The organism is Sorangium sp. So ce302 (genome assembly GCF_051530145.1).
Lineage (GTDB): Bacteria > Myxococcota_A > Polyangia > Polyangiales > Polyangiaceae > Sorangium > Sorangium cellulosum_B.
The window spans coordinates 1,769,166-1,793,809 of sequence record NZ_CP150326.1 but is presented as its reverse complement, the minus strand read 5'-3'; the positions used below and the strand labels follow the sequence as shown (position 1 = coordinate 1,793,809).

At 70.4% G+C, this 24,644-nt stretch carries 19 protein-coding genes; 10 read left to right on the top strand and 9 right to left on the bottom strand.

Translation table 11 applies throughout. From position 1 onward, the window contains the following. Window positions 1-107: 107 nt before the first annotated feature. On the bottom strand, window positions 108-1,019 hold the full coding sequence (locus tag WME73_RS06895; RefSeq protein ID WP_437915161.1) for a LysR family transcriptional regulator: 912 nt from the start codon (window positions 1,017-1,019) through the stop codon (window positions 108-110). 57 nt (window positions 1,020-1,076) lie between these two features. Here WME73_RS06895 and WME73_RS06890 point away from each other — a divergent pair, with 57 nt between their 5' ends. The 4 genes from WME73_RS06890 to WME73_RS06875 all read left to right on the top strand — a co-directional run bounded on the left by WME73_RS06890 (window position 1,077) and on the right by WME73_RS06875 (window position 6,480). After that, window positions 1,077-2,084 carry an aldo/keto reductase gene (locus tag WME73_RS06890; RefSeq protein WP_437915160.1) on the top strand — a complete coding sequence of 336 codons (1,008 nt, stop codon included), beginning with the start codon at window positions 1,077-1,079 and terminating at the stop codon, window positions 2,082-2,084. A 1,125-nt stretch (window positions 2,085-3,209) separates the two neighbouring features. Beyond that, window positions 3,210-5,090: a hypothetical protein gene (locus WME73_RS06885; protein ID WP_437915159.1), complete on the top strand. Its 1,881-nt coding sequence runs from the start codon at window positions 3,210-3,212 to the stop codon at window positions 5,088-5,090. A 227-nt stretch (window positions 5,091-5,317) separates the two neighbouring features. Then, a complete protein-coding gene (locus WME73_RS06880; RefSeq protein WP_437744685.1) occupies window positions 5,318-5,791 on the top strand; it encodes a hypothetical protein in 474 nt (157 codons plus the stop codon). 26 nt (window positions 5,792-5,817) lie between these two features. Further along, window positions 5,818-6,480: a glutathione S-transferase family protein gene (locus WME73_RS06875; protein ID WP_437744684.1), complete on the top strand. Its 663-nt coding sequence runs from the start codon at window positions 5,818-5,820 to the stop codon at window positions 6,478-6,480. Between the two features lie 118 nt (window positions 6,481-6,598). On the opposite strand, the gene WME73_RS06870 is transcribed toward WME73_RS06875, so the two are convergent. Both WME73_RS06870 and WME73_RS06865 read right to left on the bottom strand, forming a co-directional pair. Continuing rightward, window positions 6,599-6,976: a response regulator gene (locus tag WME73_RS06870; RefSeq protein WP_437744683.1), complete on the bottom strand. Its 378-nt coding sequence runs from the start codon at window positions 6,974-6,976 to the stop codon at window positions 6,599-6,601. After that, window positions 6,960-8,969, bottom strand: coding sequence for a sensor histidine kinase (locus tag WME73_RS06865; RefSeq protein ID WP_437915158.1), 2,010 nt, complete (start codon window positions 8,967-8,969; stop codon window positions 6,960-6,962). Before WME73_RS06865 ends, WME73_RS06870 begins: the two co-directional genes overlap by 17 nt. Window positions 8,970-10,037: 1,068 nt before the next feature. On the opposite strand from WME73_RS06865, the gene WME73_RS06860 reads away from it, so the two are divergent. Genes WME73_RS06860 through WME73_RS06850 form a run of 3 tightly spaced genes read left to right on the top strand, consistent with a single transcriptional unit; the run spans window position 10,038 to window position 12,425 of the window. Continuing rightward, window positions 10,038-10,397 (top strand): hypothetical protein, encoded by a 360-nt coding sequence (locus WME73_RS06860; RefSeq protein ID WP_437915157.1) that lies wholly within the window; start codon window positions 10,038-10,040, stop codon window positions 10,395-10,397. Between the two features lie 26 nt (window positions 10,398-10,423). Then, window positions 10,424-11,938 carry a hypothetical protein gene (locus WME73_RS06855; protein ID WP_437915156.1) on the top strand — a complete coding sequence of 505 codons (1,515 nt, stop codon included), beginning with the start codon at window positions 10,424-10,426 and terminating at the stop codon, window positions 11,936-11,938. 1 nt (window position 11,939) lies between these two features. Further along, window positions 11,940-12,425: a hypothetical protein gene (locus tag WME73_RS06850; protein WP_437915155.1), complete on the top strand. Its 486-nt coding sequence runs from the start codon at window positions 11,940-11,942 to the stop codon at window positions 12,423-12,425. A gap of 127 nt (window positions 12,426-12,552) precedes the next feature. Here the strand turns inward: WME73_RS06850 and WME73_RS06845 are convergent, their stop codons facing one another. From WME73_RS06845 to WME73_RS06830, 4 genes are all read right to left on the bottom strand, one after another. Beyond that, window positions 12,553-13,704 (bottom strand): hypothetical protein, encoded by a 1,152-nt coding sequence (locus tag WME73_RS06845; RefSeq protein WP_437915154.1) that lies wholly within the window; start codon window positions 13,702-13,704, stop codon window positions 12,553-12,555. Window positions 13,705-13,935: 231 nt separating this feature from the next. Further along, window positions 13,936-14,535 carry a multicopper oxidase domain-containing protein gene (locus WME73_RS06840; protein WP_437915153.1) on the bottom strand — a complete coding sequence of 200 codons (600 nt, stop codon included), beginning with the start codon at window positions 14,533-14,535 and terminating at the stop codon, window positions 13,936-13,938. Window positions 14,536-14,836: 301 nt separating this feature from the next. Next, the gene (locus tag WME73_RS06835; protein ID WP_437915152.1) at window positions 14,837-16,423 is read right to left on the bottom strand and encodes an alkaline phosphatase D family protein; all 1,587 of its coding nucleotides are present in this window, start codon (window positions 16,421-16,423) and stop codon (window positions 14,837-14,839) included. 179 nt (window positions 16,424-16,602) lie between these two features. Further along, the gene (locus WME73_RS06830; protein ID WP_437744675.1) at window positions 16,603-17,106 is read right to left on the bottom strand and encodes a response regulator; all 504 of its coding nucleotides are present in this window, start codon (window positions 17,104-17,106) and stop codon (window positions 16,603-16,605) included. Window positions 17,107-17,304: 198 nt separating this feature from the next. Here WME73_RS06830 and WME73_RS06825 point away from each other — a divergent pair, with 198 nt between their 5' ends. From WME73_RS06825 to WME73_RS06815, 3 genes are all read left to right on the top strand, one after another. Beyond that, on the top strand, window positions 17,305-17,919 hold the full coding sequence (locus tag WME73_RS06825) for an NAD(P)H-dependent oxidoreductase (RefSeq protein ID WP_437915151.1): 615 nt from the start codon (window positions 17,305-17,307) through the stop codon (window positions 17,917-17,919). Window positions 17,920-18,177: 258 nt separating this feature from the next. Then, window positions 18,178-20,220: an ABC transporter ATP-binding protein gene (locus tag WME73_RS06820; protein ID WP_437915150.1), complete on the top strand. Its 2,043-nt coding sequence runs from the start codon at window positions 18,178-18,180 to the stop codon at window positions 20,218-20,220. Window positions 20,221-20,316: 96 nt separating this feature from the next. Further along, window positions 20,317-21,990 carry a glycerol-3-phosphate dehydrogenase/oxidase gene (locus WME73_RS06815; protein WP_437915149.1) on the top strand — a complete coding sequence of 558 codons (1,674 nt, stop codon included), beginning with the start codon at window positions 20,317-20,319 and terminating at the stop codon, window positions 21,988-21,990. A gap of 77 nt (window positions 21,991-22,067) precedes the next feature. Here the strand turns inward: WME73_RS06815 and WME73_RS06810 are convergent, their stop codons facing one another. Then, window positions 22,068-22,448: a response regulator gene (locus tag WME73_RS06810; protein ID WP_437298266.1), complete on the bottom strand. Its 381-nt coding sequence runs from the start codon at window positions 22,446-22,448 to the stop codon at window positions 22,068-22,070. Window positions 22,449-22,677: 229 nt separating this feature from the next. Then, the gene (locus WME73_RS06805) at window positions 22,678-24,633 is read right to left on the bottom strand and encodes an ATP-binding protein (RefSeq protein WP_437915148.1); all 1,956 of its coding nucleotides are present in this window, start codon (window positions 24,631-24,633) and stop codon (window positions 22,678-22,680) included. Window positions 24,634-24,644 lie beyond the last annotated feature (11 nt).

Sequence of the window (24,644 nt, the reverse complement as noted above, 5' to 3'; positions counted from 1 at the left end):
CTCCAGGTGGATCCAGAAGGCGGGAAGGCCGGAAGAAAGATCGATGATCTTCGTGCCTTCATGGAACTCTCTCCGGGTCGATGGGCGCTGACGGGCCGGCAGGCAGGTCATCTCTTGCTCAGCGGCCGCGCGATCTGGACGATCTTCTCCCGCGCGAACTTGCACGCCTCGTCGTCGTCCGTGGCGGCGGGCCACAGCAGCTCCATGTACCCGGGCTGGACCTCGAACGGCAGGGGCTTGGTCCGGAGGTGCGGCCTGACGGCGCGGATGTCGTCGGCGACGATCTCGGGCACGGTCGCCAGCATCGCCGTGCCGTCGATCAGCGCGCCCAGGTTGGAGAAGCTCGCGACGGAGCACCGGATCCTCCGCGTCTTGCCGAGCAGGTCCTCCACGAAGCCGCGCAGGTCCCCGTTGTACGAGACGATGACGTGATCGTGCGCGAAGTACTGGGCCTCCGTCAGCTTGCGCAGGCGCGCGTGGCGCGGGTCGTACAGGCAGGTGAAGCCGGTCTTCAAGAGCGGCCGCCGGCGGACGTTCGAAGGCAGATCGTCGGCGACCGTGATCGCCGCGTCGACGCCGCCGGCGAGCGCCGCGCCCACGGTGCGGAACTGCACGGGCACGGCGACGACGCGCATGCGCGGCGCCTCGCGCTCGAGCGCGCGCAAGAGCGGCGGGAGCAGCCACACCTCGGCCGTGTCGGAGAGCCCGAGGCGGAGGGTGCGCTCGCACGTCTTCGCGTCGAAGGTCGGCGGCGCCAGCGCGGCGTCGATCAGGGCGCCGAGGTGCGGCTTCAGCGACGCGCGCAGCCGTTCGCCGCGGCTCGTCAGCGCGACCCCGCGCCCGCTCCGCACGAAGAGCGGCGCGCCGATCGTCGCGGTCAGGCGCCGGAGCGCGGCGCTCACGGCCGGCTGCGTCAGGTACAGCCGGCTCGCCGCCTCCGTGACGCTGCCCGCCTCGGCGACGACGGCGAAGACGCGGAGCAGGTTCAGGTCGAGGTTTCTCCCATAAACATCAGGCATGTCGAGAATACATACTATTCATTGGAGCAATGAAACGCGAGCGCCTAGGGTGACGGCATGACGACGACGAACACCACCAAGCTCGGCAAAGCTGGCCCCTCCGTCTTCCCCCTCGCCCTCGGCTGCATGAGCATGGGCGGGGGCAGCTGGTACGGCGAGAGCGACGAGGCGGAGAGCATCGCGACCATCCACGCGGCGCTCGATCGGGGCGTGAGCCTCCTCGACACCGGCGACTTCTACGGCATGGGCAAGAACGAGATGCTCGTCGGCCGGGCCATCAAGGACCGGCGCGACAAGGCCGTGCTCAGCGTGAAGTACGGCGGCCTGCGCGCGCCCGACGGCGCCTTCCTCGGGTTCGACGCCCGTCCGATGGCGACGAAGAGCTTCCTCGCCCATAGCCTGTCGCGCCTCGGCGTCGACTACATCGACATCTACCGGCCCGCGCGCCTGGACCCGGCGGTCCCGATCGAGGACACGATCGGCGCCATCGCCGACATGGTGAAGGCGGGCTATGTCCGCCACATCGCCCTCTCCGAGGTGGGCGTGGAGACGATCCGCCGCGCCGCGAAGGTGCACCCGATCGTGGACCTCCAGATCGAGTATGCGCTCGTGAGCCGCGGCCCCGAGGCGACGATCTTCCCCGCGCTCGCCGAGCTCGGCGTCGCGGTCACCGCGTACGGCGTGCTCTCGCGCGGCCTGCTGGCCGGGAGCAAGCCGGCCGGCGCGGGCGACATGCGGGCCCACCTGCCGCGCTTCTCGGGCGACAACGCCCGGAAGAACCAGGCCCTCGTCGACGCCTTCGTTCGCCTCGCAGAGAGGCGCGGCGTCACCCCCGTGCAGCTCGCGATCGCCTGGGTCCGCGCCAAGGGCGCCGCGCAGGGCGTCACGGTGATCCCGACGATGGGCGCGCGCACGCGGAAGCAGCTCGAGGATGCCCTCGCCGGCCTCGAGATCGCGCTTTCGCCCTCCGACCTCGCCGAGCTCGAGGCCGCCGTCCCCGCGGAGGAGATCGCCGGCGCCCGCTACCCCGCGCCCATGATGGCGATGCTCGACAGCGAGAGGTGACCTCAGGGCCGCCTCATCGTCGATGCATGGATGAATCGATCGGGTTGGGCGGAGAGGAAGAAGGAAAGATTCACAGGGAGGCGAGGATGCGGGGAGACGAGAGATGGGGATCCTATCTCTCGCTTCCCCGTCTCCCTGTGTACGCTCTTGCTCTGCCTCCCGTGCTGTCGAGTGAAGGCCGTCCGCATCGAAGGGGCCGCCTTCACTTCATAGCCTGCTGGGCCGCTGAATGGACGCGCGTCGTCCCGCATCGAACGGGCGGGAGACGAACCCCATGATGACGCGAGGGATGTGGCGGAGCGTTGTACGGCTGTCGATCGTGACGGCGCTGTCGTCCGTGGCACTGGCGTGCGATGACGCGCCGAGCGGCGACGGATCAGGGCGAGCCGGTACCGGGGGCGCTGGCGCTGGTGTGGCTGAGAGCGCGGCAAGCTCCAGCGGCGAAGGCGGCGGCGGCGCTGACGGTAGCGGCGGAGTCGGCGGCGAAGGCGGCGACGCTGGCGGTAGCGGCGGAGTTGGCGGCGACGCTGGCGGTAGCGGCGGAGTTGGCGGCGACGCTGGCGGTAGCGGCGGCGGTGGCGCTGGCGGTAGCGGCGGCGCTGGCGGTAGCGGCGGAGCCGGCGGCGCCGGCGGTAGCGGCGGAGCCGGCGGTAGCGGCGGAGCCGGCGGTAGCGGCGGAGCCGGCGGCAGTCAGGCGTGCGTTCCCTTCAGCACGATCGCCTGCTACACAGGCCCTGGCGGGACCGCCGGGGTCGGCCAATGCGCAGAGGGGGTCGCCACCTGCGCGGCCGACGGCGCAGGATTCGGCCCGTGCACGGGCGAGGTTACCCCGGCGACGGAGGCCTGCACAACACCGGTCGACGAGAACTGCGACGGCGCGGCCCCGCCCTGCGCCGGAGGGGAGCACGTCTGGAGCAGGCACTTCGGCTTCCAGCCGCAGAGCCGGGCCGTGGACGTCGTCATGCACCCGTCGGGGTACACCCTGTTCGTCGGTTCGCTGCATCGCGGCGTCAGAAACATCGGAACCGGAAGCTCGACAGCGCGGGGGCTCCGCTCTGGAGCAGGCGCCTCGGCGGCGAGGGGGACCAGCGCGCGACGAGCGTCGCGTGCAACGCGGCCGGCGACGTGCTCCTGGCAGGGCGCTTCGAGGGGGAAATGGAGCTCGACGGCGTCTCGGTGGTGAGCGCCGGCGGCGCGGACGCCTTCGTGGCGAGCCTCGGCGCGGCGGGCGAGCCGATCTGGATCGAAGGGTTCGGCGACACCGGGCACGACGAGGCCAGCGACGTGACCGTCGACAGCGCGCAGCGGACGGTCGTGACCGGCTCCTTCGAAGGCACGGTGGACTTCGGCGGCGGTCCGCTGGTGAGCGCCGGCGGCGCGGATGCCTTCGTGGCGCAGCTCGACGCGGCCGGGCTTCACCGCTACAGCTTCCGGCTCGGCGACGAGGGCGAGCAGGCCGGCCGCAGCCTCTCGGCGGGTCCGTCCGGCACCGTGGCGCTCGGTGGTGTCTTTCAAGGATCGATCGCGCTCGGTGCTCGGGTGCTGACGAGCGCCGGTGGTACGGAACTCTTCTGGGCGAAGCTCGACGCCGACGGCAATCCGCTCCTCGGCGGGCGCGCAGGCGACGGAGGCGACCAGCACCACGTGGCGGTCGCCAGCGCGGCGTCCGGGGCCATCACCCTGGCGGGATCCTACCAGGGCGAGATCGCGTTCGGCAGCGAGGTCCTCATGGGCGCCGGGGAAACCGCGTATACCGCCGAGCTGGGGGACTCCGGATCGTTCGAGTCCACCTGGCATTACGACGCGATGGGCGCGCAGCACGGCCACGACATCACCGTCGATCGGAGCGGCAACGTGTTCGCGCTCGGCGCCTTCGAAAAGAAAGCGCAGATCGGCGGCGACGTGCCGATCGTGAAATCGAGCGGGGGCAGCAACAGGCTCCTGGTCAAGCTCGATCCTTCGGGCGAGCCCGTGTGGCACAAGGTGCTCGCGGACCATGGCATCTACCTCGGGTCGAACGCTGCCATCGCGGTGGACGCGCTCGGGAACGTGTTCCTGACCGGGAACCGGAGCGAGGACAACATGGTCCTGGTGAAGCTCGATGCCGCGGGCACTTGGCGCTGGGAGCTGTCCTTCGCGAGTCCCCACGACATCACGGCGCTCGACGTGCTGGCGGATCCCGCCGGGGACATCGTCCTCCTGGGCAGCACGGAGGCGACGGAGCTCGACTTCGGAGGCGGTCCTTTCTGGGTCGGCGGTACGGTGGGCTCCGCGTCGCATTTCGTGCTCAAGATGACGGGCGACCACGAGCTGCTCTGGGCCAGGGGGGTCGACGACGACACCCCTTCCCGCGATGCCAGGGTCGGGGTCGACGCGGCCGGCAACGTGGTCGTGACGTGGATCGAGGTCATTCGGGAGCCAGTTCTCATCGAGCCGGACTTTGACTATGGCGACAGCGATCTCGTCGTGACGAAGCTCGACCCGGCGGGCAACGAGCTCTGGAACTGGAGCGTCGGCGCCGGCCCCGAAGATTACGGCTATATCCGCCCCCAGCTCGCCGCCGTGGATGATGTGGGCAACGTGTTCATCCACGCGGGGGTGATCGGCCGGTGCGATTTCGGCGGAGGTCCGGTCTCTGACACCCACGTGCTGGTCAAGCTCGACGCCGACGGCCAGCTCCTCTGGGACACCTCGCTCCCGTCAGAATGGCTGACCGCGATGGCGCCGGTCGGAGACGGCGGGCTGCTCCTCGCCGGCTGGGAATGGGGCATGGGCGATGTCCTCAGGGTGGTCGAGCTCGACGGCGCGGGCTCGGAACGCTGGAGCAAGGGCGACATGGAGTACGTCGTAGGCGAGTTCGAGCGGCCGATGATCAACGCCATGGCCTGGGACGGCGCGGGGAGCATCGTGATGACGGGCGAATTCGCGCACAAGCTCGATCTCGGTGGCAGCGCTCTGTACGGGACAGGGGAAGAGACGATGTTCGTCGCGAAGCTCGCGCGATAGCGGCAGCGGCTTACGAGCGGCGCGACATCGATGGCGAAATAACCGCCATGAGGCCGGTCGGGCGCGGGCGTGTTGTCGCGGGCCGGACGTCGAGCCCGCCGCTCGCGTGGACTCGCTGCCGGAGCCTTGCCGCTTGCCAGCGCCCGCGGGCTGTGCGGAGATCGCCCGCGCGCGGCGATGCGATGGGCATCGCCGCCTCCCCGCAACGAAACAGACAGGAGATCAGGATGAAAATCCGCGTGCTCGTACTCCCCCTCCTCATGTTCACGAGCGCCGCTTCGGCCGGCGCCCCGCCGCCGAACTTCTCGCAGCAGGTCTATCTGTGCAACAGCCATCTGCAAGCGAAGGTCGATATCACCTTCGGCCAGACGACCAGCACCGCGACCGTCCAGTCCCAGTCCGGGCAGGTCAAGGACAATCCGTTCGTGCCAGGCGTCGAGAGCGGCATGGAGTACTCCGTGTTCGTCGCCTCCTCGATCAAGCCCAGCTCGACCGCGTCCTGGTCGGCGGTGAGCGCGCAGCAGGACGGCCTGGTCGGCACGCCGCAGGCCCCTGTCGCCATCGGCAACAGCACGTTCGTGAGTTCGTCATCGTGCCAGATCAAGGGCACGGTGATCCTTTCGACCGGTTGCCCCAGTGCCAGCGGAATGACCCAGGACTACAAGACCATCGAGCGTACCTGGGTCGGCTGCGGCCTGTGATCGCAGGGCCTTGGAGAGGAAGATCCATGAAACTGTACTTCAGCCGAAACTTGAATCCACGAGTCGCCGTCGCCGTGGCGCGCCACCTCGATGCACCTGTGGAATACGTCCACGCGGCTCCTCTCGACCCGTCACAGCGGGAGAAGTTTCGAGCGCTGAACCCGAACCTGCGCGTGCCCATCCTGGTCGAGGGGGACCAGTCGCTCTGGGAGACAGACGCGATCGCGTGCCGCCTTTCGCAGCTCACGGGCTCGGATTTCTGGCGCACGGGCACCGCGCAACCGGAGATGATCCGCTGGTTGAGCTGGGGCACGCACAACTTCGTCGCCGCGTGCGACAAGGTCCATTTCGAGCGGGTGACGAAGCAGCGCTACGGGCTCGGTCCCATCCGCGACGACCTCGTGGCGGAGGGGCTTTCGGGGTTTGCCGAGGCGGCGACGCTGCTCGAGCAGGTCCTGAGCGGCAGGGACTGGCTCGTCGGGAGCGCGGCTTCGTATGCAGACTTTCGCGTGGCGTCGGTGCTTCCGTTCGCGGATCTCGCCGGCCTGCCGCTTTCGGACTACCCGCGCGTCGCGGCCTGGCACGCGCGCCTGTGGCAGCTCGACGCCTGGCGCGATCCGTTCGCGGGGCTCGATGCCCCGGAGCTCCCGGAGGTTCCGCGCTTCGATGCCGCCGGTCGGCGCGGGTGAGCAGGTCAGCCGTAGGCGACCAGCCATCGCCATGGGCGCGACCCCTCGCCGCTCTCGCCGGGGTCGACGCCGTCGCTGGATGATGTCTCGAGCGCCGAACGAGCTCCCCGACACGAGCTCATCGTGTCTTCGCGACCACGGCGAGGAGGGTGTCGAGATCGATCGGCTTCTTGAGCAGCGCACACACGTCCAGGGTGGCTGCTCTGGCTTCCAGTGAGTCGACGCCCGACAGGATCGCCACCGGGATGTCCGCCAGCGCGGGCTCCCGTCGCTTGAGCGCGAGAAACTCCCAGCCGTTGATCTCCGGCATCATGAGATCGAGCAGGATGATGCTCGGGCGGAGGCCGCGGCGGAGCAGATCCAGCGCCACCGCGCCGTTCTCCGCGCAGACGACCTCGTAGCCGCATGCCTGCAAGAGCTCTTCCACGACGGAGCGAAACCCGCCGTCGTCATCGACGATCATGACACCGTCGTGATGATCATCCTGCGGGCTCATCGGGACCTCCAGCCGGCAGAGACACCTCGGTCGGCAGAGCGTGGCAGCGCCGGCGCAGGGGGAGCTCCACGATGAAGGCAGCCCCCGCGCCGAGCTCGCTCTCGACCCGGATCGAGCCATCATGGGCGTTCACGATCCGGCGGCTGATGTACAGCCCCAGGCCGAGGCCGCCGTAGTGCTGCGCCGAGACGCCTCGCTCGAAGCGTTCGAAGATGTACGGCGCGCAGCTCGCATCGATCCCGATGCCGCGATCGGCGACGACCAGCCTGGCCACCTCGCCCTCGGCCGCGACGCTGATCTCGATCGGCTTGCCCCTCCCATACTTGATGGCGTTCAGCACCAGGTTCGTCACCACCTGCTCCAGACGGGCCCTGTCCCACATGCCCACCACGGGGGCGTCCGCCCGCCAACTCACCGCACTTCCTGCCTGCTTCAGCTCCACGTCGAAGTGCTCCACGACCTCCTGCGAAAGCGCCCGGAGATCGACGTCTCCCAGCTTCAGATCGAGCTTGTCTGCCTGGATCCGAGCCACGTCGAGCAGATCCTCGATGAGCCTGACGAGCCGCTGGCACTGCCGCTCGGCCATCCTGGCCAGCTTCGTCGCGCCGGCGGGGAGCGTCGTCGCCTCGCGCATCAAGCCTTGCACGGCGAGCTTCAGGCCCGCGATGGGGGTATAGAGCTCATGTGAGGCGATCGACAGGAAGTCGTCGCGCATCCGCACCGCTGCTTCGGCGGCGGTCCGAGCCCTCTGCTCGTGCTCCAGGACCAGGGCGCGCTCCGCCTCGATCTTCTTCCGCTCCGTGATGTCCGTGGAGATGCCGCCCACCGCGTACGGGACGCCGGCGACGTCGCGCAGAGGGAACTTGATGGTGAGATAGGTGTGCACGCCGTCGTCCTCGGGCATCACCTCTTCGTCTTTCAGCGCCGTCCCGGCGAGGAGCGCCCGCCGGTCGAAAGCGCGAAGCGCCTCGGCGTGCTCCCGAGAGAACACGTCATCGTCGCTCTTGCCCACGATGGCCTCGCGAGCGACGCCGAACAGCTCCTCGAAGCGGCGGTTGACGAGGAGGTAGCGCCCCTCGATGTCCTTGACGGCGACGATGGCCGTCGAGCTGTCGATGATGGCGCGCAGGAGCTCCTGGCTCGTGCGCAACGCCTCCTCCGCGCACCTGCACTCCTCCGCGACCTTCCGCAGCGCCGCCTCCGTCCGCTCGTGCTCGGCGATCTTCTGCCTGAGCTGGGCGTTGGCATGGCGCAGGTCGGCGGTGCGCTCGGCGACCTGCTGCTCCAGCCGCTCTTTTGCCCGGGCCTCTTCTGTCAGGCGAGCATCGAGGGCGAAGATGGATTTCAAGTCCATCTCGATCACGTCGCGACACTGCTGCATGAGCGCCTGGTAGGCCTTGCTGTAATGGTTCGCGCGGTCATCCAGCACGCAGATGGTTCCGAAGATATCCCCCGTGGGCCAGGTGATCGGGAAGCCGAGATAGGATATCAACCCGAGCTCGATGTCCGGATTCGACTTCCACTGCTCGTCTTTCAGGGCGTCAGGGATCAGCAGCGGCGTTCGGGTCTTCATCACGCTCTCGCAGTAGAGCCCGGAGCCGAGGCGCGCTCGTTCGTTGGGCGCGAAGGGGTTCCCCTTCGACTCGCTGGAGACGCAGACGACCATCTCCGGCGGCTCGATCCTCATGATCAGAGCGGCCGGGACGCGCAGGATCTCCGCGAGGAGATCGGCCATCTCCTGCCACTTGCGAGCGATGTCCGTCGGGATGTCGGTCGCGACCGTGCTCGACTGGGCTCTTCGGCCGCTCCCCGGCGGAGGGCTCTTCGTCCCGAGATCGTCCGTACGTTGCTCCGGCGCGCAGCCCGAGGCGGCCTTATGCGGCCCGAGGCCCGCGCGCTCAGCGCGCTCCGCGGGCTCGCCCGGCCCCGGGTGGCGGGCGTGCTCGACAACGAGCGCGCCTGGCTCCGTTTGATCGTCGGGTCCGGTACGCATGCTCCCCCACGATGAGGAATCGTGCGAAGGGCCATCAGGTTGTCAAGCAATCCACAATGACGCTCACCGACCCCCCAGCGATCCGGCAACGTACGCGCCCCGGACCTGGTGACGTCACGCTGGCCGGCCCGTCGCCGCTCGGGCGAGCGCGGCGGCTCCCGGGTGTCCGGACGGTGAAAATGGGGCGAAGCCGGCGGATCGCCTCCTGGGCCTCGGCGAACAGCCGGGCGCTGTCGAGCGCGACAAGGAGCATCGTCGGGTGCTGGGCGCACCACGATTCTACGTGTAGCACAACAGCTCATGCCGGCTCCCAGGCTGTCCCGCTTGACGCCTGTAAGAGGCCACGCAGATCCGTGGAGCGCAGCGCGAACTCGGGTCGCCCTGCGCTGCGCCGCCCTCCCAGGTGCGCAGATTGCGCCTTCCACTGGCCGCAGATCCATGTAGAACTATGCATGTGCGCGCAGTTCGGGGGCATGGCCGCAGTGGACGGGCACGCTGGGATCTGGGCAGACCAGCTACGACGGTAGTAGCCGGGCTGCCCTTCGGTGGGCTCGACAACAGAGAGGTTCACTCCGCTTGCAAACTCTGCGTTCGAAGGATGTGTAACGAACCCAACAACAAGGGATGAGCGTGATGTCTGCGAGAGTGCTGCATGGACCTCCCCCCTCGGCGTCACGCCGATGGGGTCGAGTCTTTCTGATGGCAAATGCCGTTTCTTTTTCGTTCCTTGGTTGCGTCTACGACAGCGAACAGCCCTGTGGACCTGGCCAGACCGTAAGGGCCGTGTCGGAGTACTTGGAGGTCTGCGTCTGCGCCGAGGGTCATGCTGCAACGAAGGCGGGCTGCGTGCGCTGTGGCGAGAACGAAGAGGTCGGGCCAAGCGGCTGTGTCTGCGAAGCCGGATACGGCCGCGCTGACGCCACGGCGTCCTGCACGGCATGTGGCGAGAATGAGGTGACCGGTGCGACAGGGGCGTGCGAATGCGCGACCGGGTTCAGCAGGGCGTCCGCCGAGGCGCCATGCACGGCGACCCCGGCCGGCCTGGCTGCGGCATGCGACACCGCAACGATGCCTTGCCCCGAAGCCCGGTACAACACCTGTCACGCCGTCTCGGGGACCAGCGGCTACTGCACCAGCCAGGGATGCGAGGGCTCTGCCGACTGCGCGGATGGATACATGTGCGACCTCACGGTCACCCCATCCTACTGTCGCCGACCGCCGATCGGCGCGGGGAAACCCTGCACCAGCGACGCAGATTGCGCAGGGACCGAGGCCACGTACTGCAATATCCATCTGACGCAGAAGTGTCAGGTCCAAGGCTGCACGCTCTCGCCGAACAATTGCTTCACCGGCACCGTGTGCTGCGACTTGACCGCCTATGGAGTCGAGCAATATCAGTGCGTCGCGGAAGGGAGCTGCGCCAATTGAGAACGCGATCCGTTGCACTCCGCGGCGTGCCCATTCACGTTGCCTTCGCCGTATCCTCCGCGCTGTCGCTCGGGTCGTCGTTCGCGGCGGCACAAGCAGCTCCGACGCCTGCGGAGGCCACGGGCCCAGCGGCCCCCTCCGGACCAGCTCCGGCACCGGACGCCTCGGGCGCCGTTGAATCTCCGGAGCCAGCGTCTCCGGCTCAACCTGCCGCGAGCGCGCGGCCGGGTGCGGCAAACGCACCTTTGCCGGCGGCCAGCCCGGCCTCGGGTGCCGTGGCACCTCGACCAGAGGCAGAGGCTACCGGCACGGTCGACGCCGGCGCTGCGCCGGAAGCCGGCGGAGAAGCAGTCGCTCAAGCGTTGGCCGGCGAAGCGCTCGCGGAGGAGCTTACCTCCGAAGAAACCAAGATCAGCGTCTACGGTTTCGCTGATTTCACCTTCGCCACGTTGCTCAGCGACGAGAAGACATCCGGGGCCTCGACCGGAGTGGGCCCGAACCCGACCTTCTACGTCGGCAATCTGAACGTCTATCTCGACTCGCACCTGGGCAAGAAGTTCCGCTCCTTGATCGAGCTCCGGTTCACTTACCTGCCCGACGGGGCGATCGTGACCGACCCGACGACGTTCCAGAGCACCCGTATCAGCGCTGCCTTTCCAGATTACACCGAGTTCTCTCGGGCGAAGAAGGTGGGCGGGGTGATCATCGAGCGCGCGTGGCTTGAATACGCTGCCCATCCTCTCTTCAACGTCCGGATCGGACAGTGGCTCACCCCGTATGGGATCTGGAACGTGGACCACGGGACACCTGTCATCCTGGGCATCAGGCGCCCCTATATTGTTGGTTCGGAGTGGCTGCCGCAACGACAAACCGGCATCGAAGCGCATGGAAGTCATGGCATCAACGACACACAGGTGGGTTACCACCTCACGCTGTCAAATGGCCGTGGCCCAGTCGATAGCTACAGGGATCTGGACAAGAACAAGGCCGTTGGCTGGCGTCTCTGGCTACAGCAAGACACTCCGTTCGGCAACTTCGCTGTCGGCACATCGGGCTACAAGGGCCGCTACACCGACGCCGGGCAGGTCCTGACGCTGGAGAACGGCAAGGCTGTCAACAGTTTCCCGGTCACCTCGAGCTACGACGAGCTCGGCCTGGCTGCAGATCTCAAGTACACCTGGGGCGGATTCTCGTTCCAGACCGAGTACATCATGCATGATGTACGCTACGACGGCAACCATCGTCCTGCCGGCTTTGCCCCAGGGACATGGACTCCTGACAACCGTGCTTGGGGCGTTTACTTTCAAACGGGTTATCGATTGCCCTGGTACGGCATCATGCCCTGGTTCGGCTTCGAATACGACCACCTGGGCAAATCCAGCTTCTTGTACGAGGCGTGCGACATCGTCGGCGGCTTGAACATACGCCCCACGGACAACGTCGTGCTGAAGCTCGTCGGTTTGCACGTATGGATGCCCTACCTGAAAGAGAAGAGCTACGACATGGATCAGTTCCTCACGCAGGTCGCGTGGAGTTTCTAGCATGATCGCTCGAAGAACCCTCTTGACATCGTGCGCATTGGTGTTCGCGGCGGTGGTCACGGTCGTGCCGGGCGAGACGTACGGCGCGGGAGACGTGGGACCTCTGGCGATCGTCGTTTCGAAGAGCTTCCCCGCGGACGGGATCTCGTTTGGAGATCTGAAGCGCGCGTACATGGGCAGCCTGGTCATGGTGAACGGGAAGCTGCTGGTGCCCGTTACCTATTCCAAGGTCGCTGCAGAACGCATCGCTTTCGACGAGGCGGTCCTCGGCATGTCACCCGAGGAGGTTGGTCTCTACTGGATCGATCGCAAGATTCGTGGCCATTCCGGTCCGCCGAAAGGCGTGCTGAACGCGGCTACGGTCGTCTGGATCGTGAGCAGGGTGGACGGAGCAATCGGGTTCGTTCGCGCGTCTGCAGCGGGGAATGACGTCAAGGTGCTTCGCGTCGACGGCAAGCTGCCACGCGATCCGGGGTATCGTCTCTAGTGCATCGATTTCATCGATCCAGCGCGATGAAGCCGCCGACGAGGAAGCGCGGCGTGATCGGCTCCTCCAGCCACGCCCATGCGAGCACCAGGCCGGCCAACGGCTGGACCTGAACCCGCCTCCCGCGTCAGCCCGCGCGAGCGTCCCGCCCCGGAAGCCCGACCTCGACAATCTGGCTCTCGGGCTCCTCCGCGTCGCCTCCCAGCTCCGCGGCCGCTGCCTCCCTGGCCCCGCTCTCGGCCTCGCCCATGTGCCCCGCCTCCTCGGGCGGCTCTTCCCACGGCCGCGTGACCTGCGCGGGCCGCACCAGCGGCACCCACGGCCTCGGCCCCGCCGCCGCCATGCGCCCCTCCTCGGCCGCGATCTCCATCAGGCTCTCGCGGCTGATGCTCACCAGCTCGAGGCGCACCGCCTCCGGCATCGATCCCACCCGCGCGGGCTCCGGCATCTCCGCCCCGATCGCCGCCGCGGCCCCCTCCCCCGCCGACGCCGCGTCGAGCCGGATCTCGGGCGCCGACGGCCACGCCCCGCCGAGCTCTCGCCCGATGGCGTCGAGGCTCTCGCGCCCGAGCGTCGCCTCGCCGATGCGGATGTCCGGCAGCGACCCGGCCGGCCGCGCCGGCGCCCCGGGCGACGCCGGCGCCTCGCGCAGCGCCACCGGGCGCGCCAGCGACCGCGGCGGTCCCCCGTTGGCGAGGAGGGCCAGCCCCGCGACCGCGCTCCGCTTGCGGGCCGGCGGCGACGGCGGCGGCGGGCGCCGCGAGGCCGGGGCCGGCGCCTCGCACACGACCGCGGCCCCGCAGATGGCCGGCGGCACCTCGCGCACCTCGGCGACCGGCCGGCGCGTTGAGGCAGGCACCGCCTCCCCCCGCGGCCGCGACCGGGTGCGCCGCGGCGCGCTCCGGATCGGCTGCGGCGCCGCCAGGGTCCCCTCGTCGATGGCACGCAGGCCGCGCTCGATCGCGGGCACCACGTCCCGCCGGTCCGCCCACGTGGGCATCACCACGCAGAGGATCGCCTCGGCGGCCACGCCGAAGTACACGTCGACGGGCGCCGCGCCCCCGTACGGCACCAGATCCTCGCGCCGCAGCTCGACGCACCCGAGCCGCCCTCGCTCCCCGAGGCCCAGCGCCGCGTCGACGATCTGGGTGCGGCCCTCCCTGGGCATGTCGCGCGGCACGCGTTTGGTGATGACCCGCCCCCGCCGGGTGATCACGAACGCGAAGTCCGCCCCCGCAGCCACGTAGGTTCGGTCCGAGATCACATCGAGATCCACCACGCTCCCATCCTACCCGATCCAGCGCGTTCCCGTCTCGGGATCATGCCTTTCCGCGCCCCGCAGCCCCCTCCCGCCGCGGCGGAGGTGATGTGTTGTGCGAGATACCGACAGAGCCCCTGTTTTTCTACAGCCCTGTTATCAACCCAGCCCGCGCACCGCTCGCCCCCCGCGTCCCGCTCCGCGCGCTTCGCCGCCTTCCCCCGCCGCCGCCTCTCACCGCGCTCACCGCGCTCACCGCACGACTTGCAGCATCCCCATCATGCCCGCGTCGGCGTGATCGAGGATGTGGCAGTGGAACATCCACATGCCAGGCCGGTTGTCGTAACGCACCGCGAAGCGCGCCGCGCCGTCCACAGGCACGTTCACCGTGTCCTTCCACGCGAGCGGCCTCACCGGCTGGCCATCGGCGCCGAGCACCTGGAAGAAGAAGCCGTGCAGGTGGAACGGGTGATCGAACTCCATCGTGTTCTCGATGGTCCACACCGCGGTCTCGCCCACCGCCGCCACGAGCGGCTCCGCCTCCCAGGAGGGCACGCCGTTGATGCCCATCACGAGGTCGCCCGGGCCCTCCTCCCGCGTCAGCTGCAGATCGACGCGCCTCGCCGCCGCCGTGTCGAGCGCCTCGATGCCCCGCGCGATCGCGGGGAGCGGATCGTCCTCGGCCAGGGGCTCGTCCGCGAGGCGCAGCCGGAACGCCTCGACCTCGGGCCTCCCGAAGGTCGTGCCGTAGCCCCGATCGTAGGGCACCCAGCGCACCGAGAGCGTCGCGCCCGGCGCCCCGCCACCGTGGCACGCAGCAGCGGGCCGGGGAGCCCGCCGTTGTAGGTCCACGTCGGCGTCTTCTTGCCGGCCACGATCTCCACGTCCTCGACGCGCGCCGTCAGATCGACCTCGAGCACCCCCGGCCTCGCGTCGAGATCGCGCGCCGGTCGCAGCGCCACCGCGCTGTCCCACCCCTCGGGCTGCGACGGAGGCTCGCCCGCACACCCGATCGAGGAGACGACGAGCCAGAGGCTCGCGAAAGGACCAGCCGAACGCCCGCACAACATATTGCGGGGACGGATCCTACCGATCGGCGAAGAACCCGCGTGGTTTCGCGGGCTTCGCGGGCCCGCCGCACGTCAGCTCCAGGTCAGCTCACCCGAGGCGCGGCCTCCGGCGGGTCGTCGATGGCGGGCGCCGGCGCCTCTTCGCGGCGCAGGTGGCTCTCGCCGCGGCGCGCGGCGAACGCCGCGGCGAACACCTCGTCGATCTCCGGGCGCTCGGGCGCATCGTACAGGAACCACGCGCCCTGCACGCGCTCCGGCGTCACGTCGAGGATCGCGTACCCGCGGCGCCACAGGTCGGCGTACTTGACGTGCGGGTTCGCGAGGACCAGCGGCTCGGCCGCCCGGGCCTGCTCCTCGGTGAGCCACGGGGAGGTGATCCCCGGCACCGCGATCTCGACCGCCAGCGCGCCCCGGCCCGTCGCGGCGTCGTAGCGCGCCGGATCGAGCGGCGCCGGCGCGAGATCGATCGCCCACGACGCGTGGGTGTCGCCGCTGAGCACGACGACGTCGCGCACGCGCTCCTCGTCGAGGAGCTCGAAGAAGCGCTGGCGCGCCGCCGGATACCCGTCCCACGCGTCCGTGTTCAGGTCCTGCGGGATCTGGCCCATCAGCACCTGTTGGCCGATGACCTTCCACGCCGCCGTCGAGCCCGCGAGCTCCGCGCGCAGCCACGCCTCCTGATCGCGCCCGAGGATCGTCCGCGCCGGCGCCTCGATCGCCCCGCGGTCGCTCGGGTCGGCCTGCCGGTCGCGCCCCCAGGAGCGCGTGTCGAGCAGGAAGAGGTCGACGAGATCGCCGTAGCGCAGCGCGCGCCAGATCCGGCCGGCGCCGCGCCGCTCCTCGCCGCGCTCGCGGATCGGCATCCACTCCGCGTAGACGCGCTGCGCGACCGCCCTGCGCTCCTCCCACGAGCCCTCGGCAGGCCACGCGTGGTTCCCCGCGCCGCCCTTCCAGGTGTTGTTCGCCAGCTCATGGTCGTCCCAGACCGTGATGAACGGGTGCTGCTGGTGCGCCGCCTGGAGGTCCCTGTCGCGCCGGTACTGGGCATAACGCGCGCGGTAGTCGGCGAGCGTCACGATCTCGTGCGCGGGCTCGTAATGCCGCGCGCTCCCGTACTGGCCGGCACCGAATTCGTAGATGTAATCGCCGAGGTGGATCACCGCGTCGAGGTCGAGGCGCGCGGCGATGTGCCGGTACCCGTGGAACAGCCCGTGCGCATAGCTCGAGCACGACGCGACGGCGAAGCGCAGCCGCCCGGCGCCGCCGCGCTGCGCCGTCCTCGTGCGCCCGACGGGCGACGATCCGCCGAGGGCGATGAACCGGTAATAATAGGTCTTCCCTGGGTCGAGCCCGCCGGCGTCGACCTTGACCGTGTGATCGCGCTCCTCGTCCGTCAGGAGGGCCCCCGAGCCCACGATCCGCGTGAAGCCAGCGTCGAGCGCGATCTGCCATGTCACCGCCACCGCGCCCGCCTTCCCCGGCGTCACGCGCGTCCAGAGGATGACGGCATCGGGCAGCGGATCCCCGCTCGCCACGCCGTGCTGGAATACCGTCTTCGACAGCTCGCTGGCCGGCGACGGAGCGTCCCCCGACGCCGGCAAAGGCGCGTCGCCGTCCGGCGCGGCGCCCCAGCCGCCCGACAATCCGGGGAGCGCAGCGAGGCTGAACATGGATACGCTGCAAAGGATGCTTCGCCGGGCCATCGACATGATCTCTCCCCTTGTCGACCGCGTGCGGTGAGCTGCGTATGACGCACGCACCGCCGCCCCGGCAAGCGGAAACGAGCGCTGTAACGCGCCCGTCGCGCCGCGCTCTCAGCGATGTTTGTTTCGGGCGTCCCGGCGCCGACTCAGGTGTTGCGACCGACCACGTCGAGCAACGCGACGAGATCGACAGGCTTCTTCAGGATGTCGACCGATCCGAGCTCCGTGGCCCGCGGCGCCGCCCCCGCCGTCAGCACGACCACGGGGACGTCGGAGATCGCGGGCGTGCGCAGCTGCTCTGCGCGGAACGCGTATCCGTCCATCCCCGGCATCATCAGATCGAGCACGATGAGCGCCGGCGTCGGCGCCTCGCGGAGCCTGGCCAGCGCGTCCTCGCCGTCCCCGGCCGTCATCACATCGTATCCCTCATCGCGCAGGACGGTCACGAGCGCATCGCAGACGCCTGGGTCGTCCTCGATGATGAAGATCGTCTTCCGTCGAGAGGGGCCCTGCTCGGCGAGCCTCCGCCCCATCGCGCCCGGAGGGCACGGCGGCGCGGCCGGCGGATCGCCCCGCTCCGCGCCGCCCCCCCTTCCGGGGGCGCACGGGACATCGACGCCGCCGCCCCTGCGCAATCCGCTCCGGACCATCAAGGGACCCATAAGGCGTGGAGCCGCGACGCGCAATTTGAATCGCGCCGCGCGCCGCGCGCCCTGCGCCATGCGTCATCCACGGCTGCAGGGCCTGCCAGCGGGCCGCTCATGCCGTTCTCGACGATGCCATGACGGGGCGCGCGGCGAGCTCATCGGGGTTGGCATGAAGCGCTCCGGCCATGTGATCACGGCGGTATGAGGGCTGCATGCGCGCTCGGCATGAACGTGGCCGTGATCTTCTATTCCCGCTATGGCGGCACGGCCGCGCTCGCGGCCGCCGTCGCGCAGGGCGCCAGGCAGGCCGGAGCGACCGTGCGGCTCCGGCGCGTCGCCGATCTGACGGCGATCGAGGACCGGTGGCGCGCGGCGAATGAGCGGATCCGTGCCGCGCAGGAACACCTCGCCTCCGTCCCGCTGGCGCGGCAAGACGACCTCTTCTGGGCGGACGGCATCGCCATCGGCTCGCCTGCGCGCTATGGCGCGATGTGCGCGGAGATCCGGCGCTTCCTCGACGGATCGAGGCAGCCCTCGGGAGATCTCGCCGGCAAGGTAGCCTCGGTGTTCTGCTCGCCGTCCGCGGTCGAGGGAGCGCAGCGCGCGACGCTCCAGGCGACGCTCGCCTCCCTCGCCGGCCATGGAGTCCTGCTCCAGGCCCCCGCCCGCGCGGAGATGGATCCGACGAGCAGGACCGCGCAGCGCGACGGCCCGCCTCAGGCGAGCGCGGATCACGCGCCGGCAGAGCTCGACCTCGCGCCGGCGCGCGCCCTCGGCCAGAGGCTCGCGCTGCTCGAGAGCCGGACTCGCGGGTAGGCGCGGAGAGCCGGCCGCGCCGTCGGCCTGTGCCGTTGGCCGCGCCGGCGTCGCCAGCCCTGGAGTCCCGGACAACCGCGCAGCAAATCAGCGAGCGCCGACCTCTTCTCCGGCACTCACGTAGAGCGCGTCCGCGTCGGGCTGTTACACCAGCGGCGATACCTCACTACCGGTCGTAACCGATGGATCGTCAGGCCGGGCCCGAGATGGGCCGCCGACGACCACCTCAGCCGTAGACAGGAGAGAGCTCAGCGAACCATGAGCGCACCGGCTCACCGCAAGCATTATCATCCTTCGCCTCGGCGCGAAGGCAGGGTCAGGTTTTCGAGGCATTCTCCGCGGACGACCGCGCAGCTGACGGCCGCGCGCGCCGCGCCCAGCCAGCCGGCCGGCGCGGAGCGGGTCCGCTTCTTCGTCCGGGTGGGCGCCTATTTCAAGGGCGAGTGGGCGCGCCTCGGGGCGCTCGCCGTGCTGGTCTGCGTCTCGATCGCGATCAGCCTGCTCCAGGTGTGGCCCGTCGCCGTGATCGTGGATCTCATCTCGACCGGCCCGCGCGCGGGGGACTTCGTCCATCGCATCCTGCTCGCCCCGCTCCCGGACAGCCTGCTCGGCCGCGTCCTCGGGCTCGCGGCGATCACGCTCGTCCTCCGCGTGGCGCAGGAGTTCGTGGGCATGGGCCGCGCCTTGCTCACGTTCCGCATCGGCTATGGCGGGCTCACGCGCGTGCGGCGCGACGTGTACCGGAAGCTCCAGGCGCTCCATATGGGCTATCACCGGGCGCAGCCGCAGGGGGACGCCCTCTACCGGCTCAACCAGGACGCCTCCGGGTTCCACGGCATCCTCAACGTGGCGGTCGCGGTGATGGGGAGCGCGCTGACGCTCGCCGTGATGATCTGCATCATGGCCTCGCGCAGCCTGGAGCTCACGCTGCTCGCGCTCGCGGTCGTCCCGCCGCTCCTCCTCACGAACGTCAGGTTCGGGCGCGTGCTGCACAAGAAATGCACCGAGGCGAAGGAGGTCGAGAGCGAGTTCGCGACGTCCGTCCAGCGCTCGATGGCGTCGATCGGCCTCGTCCAGGCGTTCGGCCGCGAGGCGGACGAGGAGGCGCGCTTCCACACGACGCTGCGCAACAGCGTGAAGGCGTGGCTCCGGCTCCACCACGACGAGCTCCGCCACACGCTCGCCATGGGCTCGATCCTCGGGCTCGGCGGCGCGCTGGTGCTCGGCTACGGCGGCTACCTCATCGTCCAGGCCCGGGCGGGCGGGAGCGAGGCCGGCATGACGCTCGGCGCGCTGACGGCGTTCCTCGGGTACCTGGGCATGCTCTACGACCCGCTCTGCAAGCTGACCGGCGCCGGCGCCGCGGTGCAGGGCGGCGTCGCGGGCGCGCAGCGCGTCTTCGAGGTGCTGGACCGCGACCAGGCGGTCGTCGACAGGCACGACGCGGCCACCCTCCCGCCCCAGCCGCGCGCGCTCTCGCTCGATGGCGTCGGGTTCGAGTACCGCCCGGGCCACCCGGTGCTGCGCGGGCTCGACGCGACGATCCGGCCGGGCGAGATGGTCGCGTTCGTGGGCTCGGTCGGCGCCGGCAAGACGACGCTGCTCGGCCTGCTGCCGCGCTTCCACAACCCGACCTGCGGCGCGCTGCGGCTCGACGGCATCGACACGCGCGCGGTCCGCGTGGCGGACCTGCGCCGGCACATCGCGCTCGTCCTCCAGGACAGCATCCTCCTGCCGGCGACGATCGCGGAGAACATCGCCTACGGCCGCCCCTCCGCGACCGACCCGGAGATCCGGAGGGCGGCCGAGATGGCGGGGGCGGCCGGCTTCATCGAGGCGCTGCCGGACGGCTACGGGACGGCGATCGCCGATGGCGGGCTCAACCTGTCGACCGGCCAGCGGCAGCGCATCGCGATCGCGCGCGCGCTGCTGACGGACGCGCCCATCCTGGTGATCGACGAGCCGACCGACGGGCTCGACGCCGAGCACGAGCGGACCATCGCCGAGGCGCTGCGGGCCCTGAAGGGGAAGCGGACGATCGTCCTGATGAGCCACCGCCTGAGCACGGTCGTCGACTGCGACCAGATCTTCGTGATGGAGCGCGGCCGCATCGTCGAGAACGGCGGGCACGGAGAGCTCCTGCGGCGGGGCGGCGTCTACACCAAGATGGCGCGCTGGCAGCACCTCCACACCGGCCACGCCGCCGCGGCGAAGAGCAGCCCGCGCCGCGTCCAGCCGGCGCCATCGTCCGAAGCGTACCGCGGCGAGGACGGCAGCTGGGCCGATGGGCTGATGGGCTGAGCGAGACGTCGGGCGCCGTCCGTCGCCCCGAGGCGGCGAGGACGTGATAGAGCAGATGGGGCGCGCGCCGGCCGCGCCTTCGCCGGATCGCCATCGATGCTGCGGGCCACGAACATCGACAGCTTGAGCCGCGACACGTTCGACGTCCTCGTCCTCGGCGCCGGGATCAACGGCGCCGTCGCGGCCGCGGCCCTCGCCGCGCGGGGGGCGAAGGTCGCGCTGATCGATCGGGGCGACTTCGCCGGATTCACCAGCCAGGAGTCGTCGAACCTCGCCTGGGGCGGCATCAAGTACATGGAGAGCTTCGAGTTTCCGCTCGTGCGGAAGCTCTGCACGTCGAGGAACCTCCTCCTCAGGAGCTACCCGTCGTCGGTGCAGGAGATCCGGTTCTACGCCGCGCACGAGCGGGGCTTCCGCCACGGGCTCTTCAAGCTCTTCCTCGGCACCTGGCTCTACTGGATCATCGGCAGCTTCTTCACGCGCATCCCCCGCCTGCTCTCCCGCCGGGCGATCGCGCGGGAGGAGCCGATCGTCAACCTGGACGGCTGCGACGGAGGATTCGAGTACTCCGACGCGTACCTGGTCGACAACGACGCGCGGTTCGTCTGGGGCTTCGTGCGCGCGGCGCTCGATCACGGCGCGCGGGCGGCCAACTACGTCGAGTCGCTCGGCGCGCGGCGCGAGGGGGGCGCGTGGGTCACGCGCGCCCGCGACGTCCTGTCGGGCAGGGAGCTCGCCGTCCGGTCGCGCGTGCTCGTCAACGCCTGCGGGCCGTTCGTGGACGCGCACAACGAGCTGACGGGCCAGCGGACGAGGCACCGCCACATCTTCTCGAAGGGCATCCACCTCATCGTGGATCGGCTCACCTCGAGCCGGCGGGTGCTCACGTTCTTCGCGGACGACGGCCGGCTGTTCTTCGTGATCCCGATGGGCTCGAGGACGTGCATCGGCACGACCGACACCCGCGTCGAGGGCCCGCGCGCGGCGGTGACGCCCGAAGATCGGCGCTTCGTGCTCTCCAACATCAACAAGCGCCTCAACCTGCCCCGCCCGCTGACCGAGGCCGACGTCATCGCGGAGCGCTGCGGGGTGCGCCCCCTGGCCGTCGAGGGCGGCGGGGACGGCGAGGACTGGCTGCAGCTCTCGCGCAAGCACGCCCTCGAGGTGGACGGGGCGCAGGCCCACGTGAGCATCTTCGGCGGCAAGCTCACCGATTGCATCAACGTGGGCGACGAGGTCTGCGCGGCCGTGCAGGGGCTCGGCGTCGCGCTGCCCCGCCCTGCGCAGCGCTGGTATGGCGAGCCGGGCGAGGCGCTTCGTAAAGAGTTCTTTCACAAGGCGCGCGCCCTCGATCTCGACGCGCTGACGCCGCGGCGCGCCTCGGAGACGCTCAGCACGCGGCTATGGCGCCGCTATGGCGCGCAGGCGCTCGGGCTGCTCGAGGACATCCGGAGCGATCCGCGGATGGCCGATCCGCTGTTCGAAGGGGCGGACGACCTGCGCTGCGAGGTCGCCCACGCCGCGAAGCACGAGATGATCGCGAAGCTCGATGATTTCCTGCGGCGGCGCACGAAGATCTCGCTCTTGCTGCGCCGCGAGGCGCTCGCGAGGTCGCCCGGCCTCCGCGAGGCGTGCAAGCTCCTCTTCGGGGACGAGGCCGACAGGCGGCTTTCGGAGTACTTCCACGAGCACGGCGCCGGCCGCCTCGCGGAGGGGAAGGCGCCCGCCGCGGGCGCTGCCGGTCAGGTAGCGCCGCGCCCCGGAGCCTGATCAGGGCCCCCGAGCCGCCCCAGCGCCGCCCTGGCGCGCGATCTCGATGGGCGCGCGCGCGCGCCCCGCCCGGCTCATCACGCCGGCGCGCCGCAGATGCGGTGGACGAGCTCGAGCAGCGGCTCGATCTGGAGCGGCTTCTTCAGCAGGCCCGCGACGCGCAGCCGCGACGCCTCCTGCTCGACCCGCACGTCGGCGGACACGATCACCACCGGGATCGACGCCAGCGCCGGGTCGCGCTGGAGCTCGGCGCGGAGCTGCCATCCATCCATGACCGGCATCATCAGATCGAGCAGGATCAGCGCGGGCGGCGCGTCCCGCCGCAGCAGCGCGAGCGCCTCGGCGCCGTCCGCCGCCTCCTCGACGTCGTACCCCTCGAACACGAGGAGCTGCGTCAGAATGCTCCTGATATCCAGATCGTCCTCGACGACCAGGATGCGGCCAGTTTTCTCGATCATGACCGAACCTCACGACCGGACTGCGCCGCGCGGCGCGCTTCCTCTGCCGCCCCGCCGAGCAGCCCAGCTGCGGCCCTGACCGATCGAGTGTTCATGGGGCCGGTGACGCAACTTGAGCGAACGCCGCGGCCCTGGCAAGCGGTCGGTCCCGCGGAGCGGCCCCGCGGCGCGCCGGAGCACGGACGGCGCGCCGCCTGTCGGAGCCCGTCCGCCAAGGACGGCGGAGCGCCTACTGAGCGGCCTCCTCGGGAAGCTCATCGGAGGCCCCGCCCGAGGCGGCGTTGCGCTCCTCTCCTGCCCCCGCGCGATGGTCATGGACAGGCAAGAGCACGCGGAAACACGCGCCCTTGCCGACCTCGCTCTCCACGCCGATCTCGCCCCGGAAGCTCGTCACGATGCCGTGGCAGATCGCGAGCCCGAGCCCCGTCCCTTCCCCGATGGGCTTCGTCGTGAAGAACGGGTCGAAGATGCGGCTCCGCAGCTCCGGCGCGATCCCAGGCCCGGTGTCGCACACCTCGATGCACACGCGTCCGGGCGGCGCGGGGGCGGTGGAGATCCGGATCTCGTTCTCCGACACCTTCCCCTCCGGCAGCGCCTGGGCGGCGTTCACGAGCAGGTTCAGGAGCACCTGGCCGAGCTGCGCCTCGTTCGCGTGGACGGCCGGCACCGGGCGGAGCTCCAGGACGAGCCGCGCCTTGCTCTGTATCTGCTGCTGCGCCATCCGCAGGACCAGCTGGATCACCGGGTCGACGTCGACCGGGCCGAGCTCGCCGTCGTCGGCCCGCGAGAACGTCTTCAGGCCGCCCACGATGTGCCGCACCCGCGAGCCGCCCTCCGCGGCCTCGTCGAGCGCCGAGAGGAGCGCGTCGAGGCGCGCGCCGGCCCCCTTCGCGCGGAGCTCCTTGCGCGCGAAATCGACGTTCGCGACCATGTACGCGAGGGGGTTGTTGATCTCGTGCGCCACCCCGGCCGCGAGCGTGCCGAGCGAGGCCATGCGATCGGCGAGCTGGAGCCGCGTCTCCATCTGCCGGCGCTCCGTGACGTCGGACACGGCCCCGAGCATCCGGTACGCCCTGCCGGTCGCGTCGCGCAGCACGATGCCCCGATCGTGGACGTCGGCGTAGCTGCCGTCCGCGAGCAGGCACCGGTACCAGAGCTCGAACGTCCCCCCGTCCCCCTCCATCGCGCGCCGCAGCCCGTTCATCACGCGATCGCGATCCTCGGGGTGGACCCGCTCGAACCACCACACCGCGTCCTCCTCGATGTCGGCGCCGCCCGTGCCATAGAAGCTCCGCATGCGCTCGCTGCCGGTGACGCGCCCGGACGAGAGATCCCAGTCCCAGAAGGCGTCGCTCGTGGCGCGCACGACGAGCCGCATGCGCTCCTCGCTCGTCCGGAGCGCGTCCTCTGCGGCCTTGCGCGCCTTCATGTCGAAGGCGAAGCAGACGCCGCGATCGCGCGCCCCCTCGACCAGGGCAGGCGCGATGAGGACGGGCACGCGCCGCCCGTCGCGGGCCAGGAACTCCTTCTCGAACGGCGGACAGACGCCGTTCTTCAGGACCTCCGAGAGGGCGCGCTGGTCCGCGGCGCGGTGCTCTGGCGGCGTGATCGCCATCCAGTTGAGGCGCCCCGCCTCGACGTCCTCGCGCGTGTAGCCCACCATGCCGAGGAACGCGTCGTTCGCGTCGAGCACGCCCCCCGCCGCGTCCCACACGAGGAGGCCCATCACCTCCGCGGACGCGTCGCGGAAGGAGCGCGCGGCGCGCTCGAGCAGCGCGCGCTCCGCGGGCGCCCGGTCGGCCACGTGCGCCGACGGCCGCCGCACCCACCACACCGCCGCGTCGAGCTGGATGGCGATCGACGGCTCGAGCGCCGCCGCCACGACCGTCGCGCCCGCCTCGAGCAGCGCCGCGGTCGCGCCCGCGCTCCCGGTGACGGCGACCACGGCCACGCGATCGCCCCCGGGCGCCGCGCGCAGCCGCCGGCAGAGCGCGAGCGTGTCCTCGAGCGGCCCCTCGTCCGCCAGCACGGCCGCGTCGAACGGCTGAGTCGCCAGGAGATCCAGCCCGGCCTCGACGTCCCGCGCCGGGACCGCGACATAGCCGCGCGCCGCGGCGAGCGCCTGCGCAGCGCCCGAGGGGCCGCCTGGGAAGATCAGGATCCTGGGTGCCTGTGGTCCCGCCACGCGCGCAACAT